A 13,516-nucleotide genomic window follows, 5' to 3' on the forward strand; every position below is an offset into this window, starting at 1 on the left:
CGCCGGGGCTACTCCCCCAGCAGCCACCGCCACATCCGCTGCCAGCGGCTCGGCGGCGGCGCGCTCCACTCCGGCGCGGGGGCGGACACGGGCGGCTCGGCGGGCGGCGCCGCCACCGGGGCAGGCTTCTCCTCCTCGGTCCACCCGCGCGGCTGCGGCACCGGCTCCTGCAACCGGTGCGGATGGAGGGAGGACATGCTGGGCGCCCGGTTGACGTCCTGCTTCGGCTTGGGCTCGAACAGCACCGGCAAGGACACCAGATGCCGGGACGCGATCGAGGACCGCCAGCGCAGGTCCTCCTCGGCGCACTCCAGCCGGACGTCCGGCAGCCGGGTCAGCAGGGCGTCCACCCCGATGTCGGCGATGGCCCGCCCGATGTCCTGGCCGGGGCACTCGTGCGGGCCGCCGCCGAAGGCGAGATGGGACCGGTTGCCCTTCATGTGCGCGGTCGGGTCGGGCCGCACCCGAGGGTCGAGGTTGCCCGGGGCGGGCGCGAACAGCAGCCCGTCGCCGCGCCGGATGCGCTGGCCGCCCAGCTCGGTGTCCTGCTTGGCGTAGTAGCCGAGGACCGTGCTGAACGGCGGCTCGTCCCACAGCGACTGCTCGATCGCCTCCGGCACCGTCATCTGGCCGCCGTTGAGCCGGGCGCGGAACCCCGGCTCGGTGAGCACCATGCGCAGCGCGTTGGCCAGCAGGTTGGCGGTCGTCTCGTACGCGGCGAACAGCAGCAGCCGCAGATGCTCGCGGACCTCGTCGTCGCTGAGCCCCGCCGGGTGCGTGACGAGGTGGCTGGTGACGTCGTCCTCGGGGCGGGCCCGGCGCCGGGCGGTGAGCCCTTGAAGCGCCTCCATCACGTAGGTGTGGCTCTGGATGGCGGTGTCGGTGCCCTTGAGCGCGTCCCGGGCGGCCTGCACCATCCGGTCGTCGAACTCCTCGGGCATGCCGAGGATCTCGCACATCACGGCCATGGGCAGATGCTCGGCGAACTGCGAGACCAGATCGGCCCGGCCGCGCCCGCAGAAGCGGTTGACGAGTTCCTGGGTGGAGCTGTTGATGGAGCGGCGCAGGCCCCGGTGGTCGATGGTGCCCATCGCGGCGGTGACGGCCGCGCGCAGCCGCTGGTGCTCGTCGCCCTCGGCGTGCGCGCAGATCGGCTGCCGGGCGATGTGCGGCATCAGCGGATGGTCGGGCTTGACCATGCCTTCCAGCAGCGGGGTCCAGCCCCGGCTGTCGCGGGTGTACTGCGAGGGGCTGCGCACCATGTGCAGGTTCTCGGCGTGCCCGAGGACCACCCACATGGGCACGTCGTCGTGGAGGAGTACGGGGGCCACGGGGCCGTGCTTCTCGCGCAGCCGCTCGTAGAGGTCGTCCAGGTCGGGCGCGTCCGGGCCGTACAGCCGGTGCAGGCCGCCGGGACCGGTGCCGTGCGCGGGGCAGCCCGGCGGCGGGCCGGGCGCGGTGTCGGGGGTGCCTGTCGGGGTCTGGGGTTCAGGCGTCACAGTGATCGCTTTCGGGAAACGGCTGGTGGGGTTCGCGCGCCCGCTCAGGTCAGGGCGCCGGACCGGGCGAGGGAGTGCAGGAAGTGCATCAGCGTCAGCAGGGTGTCCCGGCTGGAGGCGCGGCGGCGTACGTCGCACTCGACGATCGGGATCTCCGGCGCCAGGTCGAGCGCGCCGCGCAGTTCCTCGATGGGGTGCCGGGGAGCGTCCGGGAAGGAGTTGACGGCGACGATGAAGGGCACGCCGCGTTCCTCCAGCCGGCCCATGACGTCGAAACTGACGTCCAGCCGGCGGGTGTCGACCAGGACGACCGCGCCGAGCGCGCCCTCGAAGAGGCGGTTCCACAGGAACCAGAAGCGTTCCTGGCCGGGGGTGCCGAAGAGGTAGAGCACCAGTTTCCCGGTGATGCTGATACGGCCGAAGTCCATGGCCACGGTGGTGGCGGTCTTGGTCTCGGAGCCGTAGTCGTCGTCGATGCCGATACCGGCCTGGGTCATGGTCTCCTCGGTGGTCAGCGGTCTGATCTCGCTGACCGAGCCGACCATGGTGGTCTTGCCGACGCCGAAGCCGCCCACGATCACGATCTTCACCGCGGCCTGCGCGGTCTGCGGGAGCCGTTCCCCGGTGCGCGGGCCGGGGATCGCGGGGACGGCGTCAGAGGCGTTGGAGTCCATGCATCACCGCTTCGAGGAGGGTCCGGTCGGGGAGCGCCTGGCGGACGATCGGGGCGCGGGCCTGCACCAGGTCGGCGCCGATCAGCTCGGTGAGCAGCGCGGTCGTCGCGCTGAACGGCAGGTCGAGGTAGGCCGAGAGTTCGGCCACGGACAGGGGCGAGGAGCAGAGCCGGAGCACGGCCGCCTGTTCGGGGGCGCTGGTCGGCGGGGGCGCCGAGCGCGCCACGATCAGGGTGACCAGATCGAGCTGCGCCCGGCCGCCCTCGTGCAGTCCGGTGACGGCGTACAGCCGCTCGGGGCTGCCCTCCTCCGCCTCCTCGCCCGCGTCCGGGGCTACGGGCGGCGGGGAGGGCGCCTCCTGCGGCAGGCGCCGTTTGCGGCGCGGGGTCATACGGCCTGCCCGCCGCGCCGGGGCGGGGAGGTGAGATGGGCGCCGATCCGGACGACGAGGTCGCGCATCATGCCGCCCATCCGGCCGGGCTCGCACACCACGTCGGCGAGGACGGCGAGGTAGGCGTTGTCCCCGGCGGCCATCAGATAGAAGTAGCCGCCGTCGATCTCGATGACGACGAGCTTCATCTCGCCGCTGCTGCCCGGGAGTTCCTGGGCGACCGCAGCCGCCAGGCTCTGTACGCCGGCGCAGGCGGCGGCCACCCGGTCGGCGGCGTCGGGGTCGCCGCCGTAGCGGGCGATGCGCAGACCGTCCGAGGAGAGCACCACGATCATCTCGATGCCGGGTACGCCGTCGTGCAGTTGCTTGAGCATCCAGTCGAAGTTGGCACGCTGCTGGATCACTTGGGCTCCCCCTCGTCGCCGGCTCCGGTGTCGGCCGAGTCGTCGATCAGATGCAGGTAGGCGGTCGGATTCCGGGTGAAGTCGGTGGGGTGGGCGCCTTCGTTGCCCTTCTTCATGCCCTCCCAGAAGGCGTCGACCCACATGCCCGGTTCGCGGTCGAGAAGCTTCTGCCGCTCCGGGTCGGCCGGGGGCCGGGGCTCGGGTTCGGGCTGGGACCAGATGCTGGGCCGCCCCTCGCGCTCGGCCTGCTCGATGGCGGCCTGTTCGGCGTAGCGCTGGCTGAGCGGTACGGTCACCCGGCTGCGGCGCTGCGGCAGCCCGTTCGGCGTCCACTCGGTGACCTCGGGGGCGTCGTCCTCCATCGAGGTGGGTGCCGGGACGCGCGGTGCGGTGGGGCGGCGGCGCTTGGGCGGCCGCTTGGGACCCTCCAGCGCGCCGAGTTCGGGCATCGGTACGGCGGTGGCGCCGATGCCGTGCGCGGCGCCGACGCCGGGTTCGGTGGTGAGCATGTCGCGGGGGACGACGAGGATGGCGCGGACGCCGCCGTACGCGGAGGCGCGCAGCGAGACGTCCATGTCGAAGGCGTTGCAGAGCCGGCCGACCACGGCGAGGCCGAGCCGGGGGCTGTCGCCGAGGTTGTGCGCGTCGTCGTCGGCGCGGGCGTCCAGGATCATCTGCTCGATCCGGGCCCGGCCCTCCTCGCTGAGGCTGACGCCGGCGTCCTCGATCTCGATGGCGAGGCCGCTCTGCACCTCGAAGGCGGTGACATGCACCTTGGTCGAGGGCGGCGAGTAGCGGGTGGCGTTGTCGAACAGCTCGGCGGCCGCGTGGATGACCGGCTCGACCGAGGTGCCCTTGATGTTGATGTTGACGATCGAGGCGAGGTTGATCCGGGGGAACTCCAGGATGCGGGACATCGCGCCCCGCAGCACGCTGTAGAGCGAGACGGGCACCGGCCACTGGCGCCCCGGCCGGCCGCCGCCGAGGACCGAGATGGAGTCGGCGAGGCGGCCGATCAGCGCGGTGCCGTGGTCGACGCGCAGCAGGTCGTCGAAGACCTCGGCGTTGCGGCCGTGGTCCTCCTCCATCTCCCGCAGTTCCTTGGCCTGTTGGTGGACGATGGCCTGCACGCGCCGGGCGGTGGTGACGAAGGCCCGCTGAGTGGCGTCCCTCATGTTGATCTCGTGCTCGGCACCGCGCAGCGCGACCCGGAGCAACTCGCGCTGGGACGGCGGGAGATGACGCAGCTCGGGGTCCTCGTCGACGACGGTGCGCAGCACGTCCCGCAGTCGCTCGCCACCGCGCAGCCGCCCGAGCGCCAGCGGCAGCACCTCGGAGCCGAGGCGGACGATCTCCGCGTCATGCGCGGCGATGCGCTGCTCCAGATACGCGGTGTGCCGGGCGTTCTCGGCTTCCACGGACCGGAGTTGACGCCCGCGCCGCACCACCTCGCTCGCGGTGGCGAGCAGCAGCGCGGTGGCCACCAGCCCACAGCAGGCGACGGCGATCCGGGCGGGGCCCGGCACCAGGAACACGGCGGCCGCGGTGATCGCGGCCATCACCAGGGCGGGCGGCAACAACACCTGTGCGTACGGTCGTTCACGGACACCGGGAGGTTTCTGAACACTCACCATGGATGCCTTCTGGGAAGAACGGTATATAGGGGAACAGGCGCCCGAATCCATCTCAACCGGGTCCGCCGCGGGCGAGCCTAATCCGACCGGGACACCCCCGTGTCATATTCGGCAAGCACCTGAAATCCCCCGAGCAACAGGAGTACCGTCACCCTATTTACACAGCGAGCACCCAATCGAACACGTTGAGTAATACCGTTCGCGCATACGAAAAGGGCCGACCGAAGCCGGCCCTTCCCGAGGTCCCTCATCCCACGGACGAGTAGGCCACCACTCCCCGCAGCAGCTGATCAACAGCCTTGCGCGCGTTCTTGGCGACCGTCGAGCCCTCCGCAGGAGCAGCCGCCGCGACCTGACCGAGAACGTCGATCACCTGCTTCGTCCACCGCACGAAGTCCCCCGCGGGCATCTCCGCCTCGCGCAGCACCTCGTCGAGCCCCTTGCCGGAAGCCCACTGGTGGACGATCCAGGCGAACCCGAGATCCGGCTCCCGCTGCCCGACCCCCTCGGTCTGGCTGATCCGGAAGTCCTCCTCCAGCGCGTCCAGCCGCCCCCAGATCCGCACCATCTCGCCGAGCGCGGACTGGGCCGGCCCGGAGGGCAGCTTGGGGGTCATGGCGTCGTCGCTGACCCGCGACTCGTACACCAACGCCGAGACGCAGGCGGCGAGTTCGGCGGGGCCGAGCCCCTCCCACACGCCCTCGCGCAGGCATTCGCTGGCCAGCAGGTCCAACTCGCCGTAGAGCCGGGCGAGCCGCTTGCCGTTGGCGGTGACCTCGTCGCCCCGGAGGTAGTCCAGTTCGGTCAGCAGGGCCACGATCCGGTCGAAGGTCCGCGCGATGGTGTTGGTGCGGCCCTCGATGCGCCGCTCCAGCTGCGAGGTGTCGCGCTGGAGCCGGTGGTAGCGCTCGGCCCAGCGGGCGTGGTCCTCGCGGTCGTCGCAGCCGTGGCAGGGGTGCGCGCGGATGGCGGTGCGCAGCCGGGCGATCTCCCGGTCGTCGGCGGCCTGCGCACGCTTCTTGCGGGCCCGCTCCGGCGGGATGTGCCCGGCCTTGGTGCGCAGCGCGGAGGCGAGGTCCCGACGGGACTGCGGGGAGCGGGCGTTGAACGTCTTCGGGATGCGCATCCGGTCCAGCGCCTCCACCGGGACCGGGAAGTCCATCGACGCCAGCCGCTTGACCTGCCGTTCGGCGGTGAGCACCAGCGGGCGGGGCCCGTCGTGGTGGTCGAAGCCCCGCTGGCCGCCGGTCCGCCCGGCGGGCACGCCCGGGTCGAGCACGAGGGCGAGGCCCGCGTACTTGCCGGTGGGCACGTGGATGATGTCGCCCGGCTTGAGCTTCTCCAGGGCGACTGCGGCCTCGGCGCGCCGCTGGTTGGCGCCCTGCCGGGCCAGCTCGGTCTCCCGGTCCTTGAGTTCGCGGCGCAGCCGCGCGTACTCGTCGAAGTCGCCGAGGTGGCAGGTCATGGAGTCCTTGTAGCCCTCCAGGCCCTCCTCGTTGCGCTGCACCTGCCGGGAGATCCCGACGACCGACTTGTCGGCCTGGAACTGCGCGAACGACGTCTCCAGCAGCTCCCGCGAGCGGTGCCGCCCGAACTGCTCGACCAGGTTGACCGCCATGTTGTACGACGGCTTGAAGCTGGAGCGCAGCGGATAGGTGCGGGTGCCCGCGAGCCCGGCGAGGTGCTCGGGGCTCATCCCCCGCTGCCACAGCACCACGGCGTGGCCCTCGACGTCGATGCCCCGGCGGCCGGCCCGGCCGGTGAGCTGGGTGTACTCGCCGGGGGTGATGTCGGCGTGCTGTTCGCCGTTCCACTTGACGAGCTTCTCCAGCACCACCGAGCGGGCTGGCATGTTGATGCCGAGCGCGAGGGTCTCGGTGGCGAACACGGCCTTGACCAGGCCGCGTACGAACAGCTCCTCCACGACCTCCTTGAAGGTCGGCAGCATGCCGGCGTGGTGGGCGGCGATGCCGCGCTCCAGGCCCTCCAGCCATTCGTAGTAGCCGAGGACGTGCAGGTCCTCGGGCGGGATGTTCGCGGTGCGCTCCTCGACCAGGGCGCGGACCTGCTCCCGCTCCTCCTCGTCGTTGAGCCTGAGCCCCGCGTACATGCACTGCTGGACGGCGGCCTCGCAGGCGGCGCGGCTGAAGATGAAGGTGATGGCGGGCAGCAGGCCCTCGGCGTCCAGGCGCTCGATGACCTCGGGGCGGCCCGGTGTCCAGGCGCGCTGGCGCTGCCGGCGCTCCCGCTCCCGGTCGGCCTCGCGCATGGCGCGGCCGCGCCTGCGGTCCTGGTAGGAGGGCCGGGTGGCCTCCATCCGGGCGAGCCGGGCGAGGTCGGGGTTGACGGCCTTCTTGGCTCCCTCGCCCTCCTCGAACAGGTCGTACATCCGCCGCCCGGCGAGCACGTGCTGGAACAGCGGTACGGGGCGGTGCTCGGAGACGATCACCTCGGTGTCGCCGCGCACGGTGTCCAGCCAGTCGCCGAACTCCTCGGCGTTGGACACGGTGGCCGACAGCGACACCAGGGTCACCGACTCGGGCAGGTGGATGATCACCTCTTCCCAGACGGCGCCCCGGAAGCGGTCGGAGAGGTAGTGCACCTCGTCCATGACCACGTAGCCGAGGCCCAGAAGGGTCTGGGAGCCCGCGTACAGCATGTTGCGCAGCACCTCGGTCGTCATGACGACGATCGGGGCGTCGGAGTTGACGCTGTTGTCACCGGTGAGGAGGCCGACCTTGTCGGCTCCGTAGCGGCGGCACAGGTCGGCGTACTTCTGGTTCGACAGGGCCTTGATGGGCGTCGTGTAGAAGCATTTCTTGCCCTGCTCCAGGGCGAGCTGGACGGCGAACTCGCCCACGATCGTCTTGCCCGAGCCGGTGGGGGCGGCCACCAGCACGCCCTTGCCGTCCTCGAGTGCGGTGCAGGCTTCCACCTGGAAGTCGTCGAGGCCGAAGTCGTACATCTCGCGGAAGCCCGCGAGCGCGGTGGCCTGCTCGGCGGCCCGCACTCGGGATGCCGCGTACCGCTCGGCCGGTGAGAGGTCCTCTGTCATCGTGCTTTCGAGCGTACCGGCCCGCACCGACAACAGGACGATCATTATCGCTTCCCACGCCCACCTAAACGGAACGACCACCTCCGCCCGGCCCGCGCGGGCGGCCGGTCACGTGGAGGAGGGGCCGGACGGAAGATCCGTCCGGCCCCTCGCTCGCGGGTACTGGTCCGCTCAGGTGACGTCGTCGTAGCCCTCGTGGCGGCCCGGCGGCAGCGCCTCGGTCTGGCGGCCCTGCTCGGGGACGGCGGCGGTCAGCCGCTCCGGGCCGGTGATCGGCTCCGGCCGGTGATCGAGCGGCGAGGCTTCGTCGTCGTCCAGTTCGGCCGCCTCGTCGGCGCGCTCGCGGCGGCGGTCGTTGAGCAGCGCGATGCCGACGGCGATGAAGTACAGCACCACGATGGGGCCGGCCAGCGCGATCATGCCGAAGGGGTCCGTGGTGGGGGTGGCGACGGCGCCGAAGACGAAGACGCCCATGACCACACCGCGCCACCAGCCGGCCATGCGGCGCCCGGTCACCACACCGGCGAAGTTCAGCATGACCAGCAGCAGCGGCAGCTCGAAGGCGCCGCCGAAGATGAGGATCATCCGGACGATGAAGTCCAGGACCTTGTCCATCGGCAGGATGTTCGCCGAGCCGTCGGGGGTGATGCCCAGCAGCACCCGCATGCTGATCGGCAGGATCGTGTAGGCGAGCCAGGCGCCCGCCAGGAACAGCGGCACGGCCGCGGCCACGAACCCGTAGGTGTACTTGCGCTCGTTGCGGTGCAGGCCCGGCGCGATGAACGCCCAGAGCTGGTAGAGCCACACGGGGCTGGAGAGGACCACGCCCGCCATGAAGCAGACCTTCACCGTGGTGGTGAAGGGCGACAGCAGGTCGGTGTAGGCGATGACCGCGCAGGAGCCTCCGGTGGACTCACCCAGGCCACCGGTGCAGCGCGGGACCGGATGCGAGAGGAAGGACATCAGGTTCTGGCTGTAGAAGGCGACCACCACGGAGACGACCGTGATCGCCAACATGCCCTTGGCGAGCCGGTTGCGCAGCTCGCGCAGGTGCTCCACGAGGGGCATCCGCCCCTCGGGGTCCTTCTCTTTCTTGCGGGCAGACTTGAGCAACCCACGTCCTCATCTCGTGCGGCAGGCCGGTGATGCGGCCGCGGGTCAGCGCTGGGTGGTGTCCGTGGGCTCGTTGACCGGGCGGGCGCTGTGCACGTCGCCGGGGGCCGACTGGATGGTGCGCTGGGCGGGCGGCTGCTCGCCGGGGGCGGGCGTGGTGGAGGTGCTGCCCTCCTCCTTCATCGCCTTCGCCTCGCTCTTGAGGATGCGCGCGGACTTGCCCAGCGAGCGGGCCATGTCCGGAAGCTTCTTCGCGCCGAAGAGCAGGAAGACGACGACGAGAATGAGAATGATCTCGGTAGGACCGAGCCTTCCGATCATGAGTTAGTACCTTCTCACCGAGGCGGGGGTGGGGGTGCTGTCCGACCGCTCGGACAAGCGTCCGGATGGTCGTGCCGGCAGCGATCGTAACGCTCCGGGGTAAACGAGAGGCAATCCCCGTGCGTACTCCCGGTCCGCGGCACGCGCCTCGTTCGCCGCACCGCGACCAGCAGCGTACCCGTACGTCCGTCCCGCATGACAGGGCGAAGTGACGCAAACCGCTTGTGGCGTTTCCGTGGCTGTGGAAGGCGCGCAGGTCAGAGTGTGTCGGCGGCGCGGGCGGTGTGCACCGCGGCCCGCTCCAGGTCCTCGGCGGCGCGGCTGATGCGCCGCCCGGAGTCGGCGACCTGGAGGCCGAGTTGCCGCGCGGCAACGAAGACGCGGACGGCGAGCACCCCCAGCACGGCGAGGCCCAGAAATCCCATGGCTACCGCGAACATCGGCCAGAACATGAGCACGAGCCTAGACCGTCCCGGAGCCGGCTTCAGACGGTGGAGTGCAGCCGCAGGGTCCGCACGCCGGCCCCGCTGAGCAGTTGCACGATCCGGTCCCCGGCGGGTTTGCGCACCGCCGTGCCGCACCCGGGGCAGGTGAAGGAGTAGAACGTGGTCCGGCTGGAGCCGCCGATGGCCAGCCGCAGCGCGTTCGCGAGGAGTTCGAACCGGCCTCGGCAGTCGGGGCAGGCCGCCTTGAACACCACGGGGACGGCGCGCCGCATCCCGGCGAAGGCGGCGGCCGCCGTCACCTCGCGCGCCGGCCCGGACACCGGGGTCTCGTTCACGGCGTGTGCTCCCGCTCGTCGTGCACCTCGTGCTCCTCGTATGCGGCCAGCGCCTCGCGGGCGGCCCGGCGGGCGCGGTCGGCCAGGTCCGACGGCGACACGATCCGGCCGTCCGGACCGAGCCGCAGGGCGAGCCGGCGCAGCGAGGCCGGGTCGGGGGTGCGCAGCGTGATGCGCAGGCCGCCGTCGGGCAGTTCCTCGGCCGTGTCGTGCGGGTAGTACTCGGCGACCCAGCGCCCGCCGGGGCCGACCTCGACCACCACCTCGGGGTCCTCGGCGGCGGGCTGCACCAGCCCCTCGGACAGATCGCGCGGCTCTATCTCGGGCGGCGCGGCCGGCTCGTCGAGAATCCGGATCTCCGCGACCCGGTCCAGCCGGAAGGTACGGCGCGCCTCCGAGCGGCGGCACCACGCCTCGACGTAGGTGTGCCCCATGGTGACCAGGCGGATCGGGTCGATCTCCCGCTCGGTCAGCTCGTCGCGGGCCGGGGAGTAGTAGCGCACCCACAGCCGGCGGCGCTCGGAGATCGCCCGGTCGACGTCGGCGAAGACCCCGCCCTCGGACTCGAAGGTCACCGACAGCCGGGAACTGGCCCCGGCCACCTCGCCGGCGGCGGTCTCCACCTTGGCGGTGGCCCGGACCAGTGCCTGCCGGTCGCTCTCGCGCAGGCCGGGCAGGGTGGCCACCGCGCGGGCGGCCACCAGCAGCGCGGTCGCCTCGTCGGCGGCGAGCCGGAGCGGCTCGGCCGCGTCCTCGCCGAGGGCGGCCGGGTTGTGCCACCAGATCCGCTCGCCGTCGGTGTCGATGTCCAGCAGGTCCCCGCCCCGGAAAGAGGTGCCGCACATGGGCAGCACGTCCAGGTCGGAGACGAGTTCGTCCTCGGTGATGCCGAAGGCGCGGGCCACGTCCGCGATCCGGGCGCCGGGGCGCTCACGCAGATACGTGACCAGCGACAGCATCCGCCGGGTCTGGTCGATGGCGTTCACGGGCCGCGCCGGTTTGCCTGCCATGGTGTTCTCGCTCCGCTCTCAGCCCTTGGCCACGGCACGCAGCCGGTCCACCACGTCCGCCCGCAGTTCGGCCGGTTCCAGCACCACCACGTCCGGCCCGAACTCCACCAGCCAGGCGTCCAGCCCGTGCCCGTACGGGATCTCCAGCTCGTCCCAGCCGTCGCCCGCCTCGCGCACCTTGGTGGCCTTGGCGCGCAGGGGGTAGCCGGCACCCGTACGCAGCCGGATCAGCGCGGAGCGGTCGGCGGTCTCCCCCGCCCAGCCCCGTACCGTCTCCCGCACGGTCACCACGTCCGGGACCGGCGCGGTGAAGCCCGTACCGCGGGCGCGGACCTTGCCGGTGATCCTCGACAGCCGGAAGACCCGCTCCGCGCCGCGCTCGCAATCGAAGCCGGCCAGGTACCAGTGGCCGCGCCAGCACTCCAGCGCCCACGGCTCGACATGCCGGGTCTCGGGACGCGCGGCGGACGCCTTGCGGTAGTCGAAGACCACCGGGCGGCGGTCCCGGCAGGCCAGCATCAGCGGCTCGAACGCGGCCTCGTGCACCGGGATCCGGGGCTCCAGCGCGCCGTGCGAGCCGTAGGGGTCGACGTCCTCGGGCAGCCCGGCCGCGCGCAGCTTCTGCAGGGCGCCGCTGGCCGCGCCGGCCAGCCGGGCCTGCTGCCAGACCTTGGCGGCCAGGCCCAGGGCGGCGGCCTCCTCGGCGTCCAGGGTGATCGCGGGCAGCCGGTTGCTGTCACGGCGGGCGAGATAGCCGACCTCGCCCTCCAGGTTCTCCACGGTCTCGATGACCAGGCCCAGCTCGCGCAGGTCGTCCTTGTCCCGCTCGAACATGCGGTTGAAGGAGTCGTCCGACCCCGCTTCCAGGTACGCCTCGATGGACCCGCGCAGCTCGCGCTTGCTGAGCGGCCGCCGTGCGCCGAGCAGGCACAGCGCGAGGTTCATCAACCGCTCGGCCTTGGCAATGGCCATCGACGCCCTACGCCTTCCCTCATGTGCTTCCGACCGTCGACCGTACCGCCCCCGGGTGGCGCGGCAAAAGCCGAAGCAAAGAACGAGGGCCGTCGCGGACGAGAGCGGTCACAGAAGAGGGGCCCGCGCACCAGGCGCGGGCCCCTCTTCGATCAGAACCGATCAGACCGGCTCGGGTCAGCGCTTGCCGACGCCCACGAGGTCGCAGACGAAGATCAGCGTCTCGCCGGGCGCGATCCGGCCACCGGCACCGCGGTCGCCGTACGCGAGGTGCGCGGGGATCACGAGCTGGCGGCGGCCGCCGACCTTCATGCCCTGCACGCCCTTGTCCCAGCCCTGGATGACCTGGCCGACACCGAGCTGGAAGTCCAGCGGCGTACCGCGGTTCCAGGACGCGTCGAACTCCTCACCCGTGGAGAACGCGACGCCCACGTAGTGCACCTTGACGACGTCACCGGCCTCGGCGACCTCGCCGTCGCCCTCCCAGATGTCCTTGATCTCAAGGTCCTTCGGCGGCTCGCCGCCCGGAAAGTCGACCTCGGGCTTGTCGATGCTCACGTCAAAAGCTCCTGCGTGTGTACGAAACGAAACATGGACAGTCTGTCATCCCCGCAGCTCGGGTGCCCCGGGCACTACATCGCCGCGAGGATGTCCACCGTGAAGACCAGCGTGGCGCCCTTCTTGATACCGCTCCCGCTCGGCGGGTTGTCGCCGTAGCCCAGGTCCGGCGGCACCACGATCAGCACCCGGCTGCCGACCTTCTTCCCCGTGACCCCCTGCGCCAGACCCTTGACGACCTGCTCCATCTGCTCCACCGAGAACTGGCTCAGCCGCCCGGAGCCGTACGTCTTCTGGAACGTCCGGCCGCCCTGCCACTCCAGGCCCTGGAACTGGCACAGGATCGCCTGCTTCTTGGTGACCTCGTCCCCGTCACCCTCCAGGACGTAGTTCGACACCAGCTTCTTCGGCGGGTCCGACTTCGGCAGCGTCACCTTCGGCAGGCTGCCGTCGGTGTTCGTGGCCACCTTGGGCAGGGCCGCGTCCGTCTGCGGGACCTCCTTGCCCTTCGCCGAGCTCTTGGTGTTGAAGGAGTCCAGCAGATCGATCACGAACACCAGCGTGTCGGTGCCCTTGATCCCCGCCTGCTCGTTGCCCGACGGCCCGTACCCCCAGGTCGGCGGCACCGCGATCTCCACCCGGCTGCCGATCTTCTTCCCCGTCAGCGCGTACCGCCAGCCGTCGATGATGCTGCCCTGCGCCAGCTGGAGGACCAGCGGGCTGCGGTCGTAGGAACTGTCGAAGACCTTCCCCGAGCTCCAGATCTGGCCCACGTAGTTGGCCTTGATGAAGTCGTTCTCCGCCACCGTGCGGCCGTTGCCCGCGATCACCGTCTTGACCGCCAGGTCCTTCGACGGGTCCCCCGACCCCTTGGCGACCGTCGGCTTCTCCCCGAACTTCGTCCCCGCCGTGATCGCCGGCAGCGGACCCTCCACGATCTTCGGCGGCGGAGGCGACGACGCCGACGGCGAGGGCGACGCGCTCGCCTTGCTCGACTTCGAATCGCCGTCGCCGCAACCGGCGAGCGTGACCAGTCCAGCGGGAACGGCGGCCATGAGGAGTGAGCGTCGGCGCACGGGAGATGCCTCGTAATCGGTCGATCTT

The 13,516-nt window shown here is 71.4% G+C and carries 14 protein-coding genes; all 14 read right to left on the reverse strand.

Going from position 1 to position 13,516, the window contains the following annotated elements; genetic code table 11:
• Nucleotides 1-8: 8 nt before the first annotated feature.
• The 14 genes from D0Z67_RS05020 to D0Z67_RS05085 all read right to left on the reverse strand — a co-directional run bounded on the left by D0Z67_RS05020 (nt 9) and on the right by D0Z67_RS05085 (nt 13,488).
• A complete protein-coding gene (locus tag D0Z67_RS05020; RefSeq protein ID WP_031180047.1) occupies nt 9-1,499 on the reverse strand; it encodes a cytochrome P450 in 1,491 nt (496 codons plus the stop codon).
• Nucleotides 1,500-1,543: 44 nt separating this feature from the next.
• On the reverse strand, nt 1,544-2,173 hold the full coding sequence (locus tag D0Z67_RS05025; protein ID WP_031180046.1) for a GTP-binding protein: 630 nt from the start codon (nt 2,171-2,173) through the stop codon (nt 1,544-1,546).
• The gene (locus D0Z67_RS05030) at nt 2,154-2,564 is read right to left on the reverse strand and encodes a DUF742 domain-containing protein (RefSeq protein ID WP_031180045.1); all 411 of its coding nucleotides are present in this window, start codon (nt 2,562-2,564) and stop codon (nt 2,154-2,156) included. Before D0Z67_RS05030 ends, D0Z67_RS05025 begins: the two co-directional genes overlap by 20 nt.
• Nucleotides 2,561-2,968 (reverse strand): roadblock/LC7 domain-containing protein, encoded by a 408-nt coding sequence (locus D0Z67_RS05035; protein WP_031180044.1) that lies wholly within the window; start codon nt 2,966-2,968, stop codon nt 2,561-2,563. The genes D0Z67_RS05030 and D0Z67_RS05035 overlap by 4 nt, the downstream gene beginning before the upstream one ends.
• Nucleotides 2,965-4,602, reverse strand: coding sequence for an ATP-binding protein (locus D0Z67_RS05040; protein WP_234312653.1), 1,638 nt, complete (start codon nt 4,600-4,602; stop codon nt 2,965-2,967). The genes D0Z67_RS05035 and D0Z67_RS05040 overlap by 4 nt, the downstream gene beginning before the upstream one ends.
• A gap of 247 nt (nt 4,603-4,849) precedes the next feature.
• On the reverse strand, nt 4,850-7,702 hold the full coding sequence (locus tag D0Z67_RS05045; protein ID WP_031180042.1) for a DEAD/DEAH box helicase: 2,853 nt from the start codon (nt 7,700-7,702) through the stop codon (nt 4,850-4,852).
• 126 nt (nt 7,703-7,828) lie between these two features.
• Nucleotides 7,829-8,725 carry a twin-arginine translocase subunit TatC gene (tatC, locus tag D0Z67_RS05050; RefSeq protein ID WP_051887521.1) on the reverse strand — a complete coding sequence of 299 codons (897 nt, stop codon included), beginning with the start codon at nt 8,723-8,725 and terminating at the stop codon, nt 7,829-7,831.
• A gap of 90 nt (nt 8,726-8,815) precedes the next feature.
• Nucleotides 8,816-9,091 (reverse strand): Sec-independent protein translocase subunit TatA, encoded by a 276-nt coding sequence (gene tatA / locus D0Z67_RS05055; protein ID WP_031180040.1) that lies wholly within the window; start codon nt 9,089-9,091, stop codon nt 8,816-8,818.
• 257 nt (nt 9,092-9,348) lie between these two features.
• The gene (locus D0Z67_RS05060; RefSeq protein ID WP_031180039.1) at nt 9,349-9,543 is read right to left on the reverse strand and encodes a hypothetical protein; all 195 of its coding nucleotides are present in this window, start codon (nt 9,541-9,543) and stop codon (nt 9,349-9,351) included.
• A gap of 32 nt (nt 9,544-9,575) precedes the next feature.
• Nucleotides 9,576-9,809 (reverse strand): hypothetical protein, encoded by a 234-nt coding sequence (locus D0Z67_RS05065; protein WP_338058812.1) that lies wholly within the window; start codon nt 9,807-9,809, stop codon nt 9,576-9,578.
• A 59-nt stretch (nt 9,810-9,868) separates the two neighbouring features.
• Nucleotides 9,869-10,882 (reverse strand): helix-turn-helix transcriptional regulator, encoded by a 1,014-nt coding sequence (locus D0Z67_RS05070; RefSeq protein ID WP_078873116.1) that lies wholly within the window; start codon nt 10,880-10,882, stop codon nt 9,869-9,871.
• A gap of 18 nt (nt 10,883-10,900) precedes the next feature.
• Entirely contained in the window at nt 10,901-11,854 is a 954-nt protein-coding gene (locus D0Z67_RS05075; RefSeq protein ID WP_031180036.1) for a helix-turn-helix transcriptional regulator, read from the reverse strand.
• Nucleotides 11,855-12,031: 177 nt separating this feature from the next.
• Nucleotides 12,032-12,412 (reverse strand): FKBP-type peptidyl-prolyl cis-trans isomerase, encoded by a 381-nt coding sequence (locus D0Z67_RS05080; RefSeq protein ID WP_031180035.1) that lies wholly within the window; start codon nt 12,410-12,412, stop codon nt 12,032-12,034.
• A gap of 74 nt (nt 12,413-12,486) precedes the next feature.
• The gene (locus tag D0Z67_RS05085; protein ID WP_031180034.1) at nt 12,487-13,488 is read right to left on the reverse strand and encodes an FKBP-type peptidyl-prolyl cis-trans isomerase; all 1,002 of its coding nucleotides are present in this window, start codon (nt 13,486-13,488) and stop codon (nt 12,487-12,489) included.
• Between the last annotated feature and the right edge of the window lie 28 nt (nt 13,489-13,516).

It is taken from the genome of Streptomyces seoulensis (assembly GCF_004328625.1).
GTDB lineage: Bacteria > Actinomycetota > Actinomycetes > Streptomycetales > Streptomycetaceae > Streptomyces > Streptomyces seoulensis.

What these genes read in the sequence shown, in the direction of transcription:
- D0Z67_RS05040 (WP_234312653.1), bottom strand. Translation starts at nt 4,602, where the DNA reads ATGGTGAGTGTTCAGAAACCTCCCGGTGTCCGTGAACGACCGTACGCA.
- tatC (WP_051887521.1), bottom strand. Translation starts at nt 8,725, where the DNA reads ATGCCCCTCGTGGAGCACCTGCGCGAGCTGCGCAACCGGCTCGCCAAG.
- D0Z67_RS05070 (WP_078873116.1), bottom strand. Translation starts at nt 10,882, where the DNA reads ATGGCAGGCAAACCGGCGCGGCCCGTGAACGCCATCGACCAGACCCGG.
- D0Z67_RS05065 (WP_338058812.1), bottom strand. Translation starts at nt 9,809, where the DNA reads ATGCGGCGCGCCGTCCCCGTGGTGTTCAAGGCGGCCTGCCCCGACTGC.
- D0Z67_RS05045 (WP_031180042.1), bottom strand. Translation starts at nt 7,702, where the DNA reads ATGATCGTCCTGTTGTCGGTGCGGGCCGGTACGCTCGAAAGCACGATG.
- D0Z67_RS05075 (WP_031180036.1), bottom strand. Translation starts at nt 11,854, where the DNA reads ATGGCCATTGCCAAGGCCGAGCGGTTGATGAACCTCGCGCTGTGCCTG.
- tatA (WP_031180040.1), bottom strand. Translation starts at nt 9,091, where the DNA reads ATGATCGGAAGGCTCGGTCCTACCGAGATCATTCTCATTCTCGTCGTC.
- D0Z67_RS05060 (WP_031180039.1), bottom strand. Translation starts at nt 9,543, where the DNA reads ATGTTCTGGCCGATGTTCGCGGTAGCCATGGGATTTCTGGGCCTCGCC.
- D0Z67_RS05025 (WP_031180046.1), bottom strand. Translation starts at nt 2,173, where the DNA reads ATGGACTCCAACGCCTCTGACGCCGTCCCCGCGATCCCCGGCCCGCGC.
- D0Z67_RS05030 (WP_031180045.1), bottom strand. Translation starts at nt 2,564, where the DNA reads ATGACCCCGCGCCGCAAACGGCGCCTGCCGCAGGAGGCGCCCTCCCCG.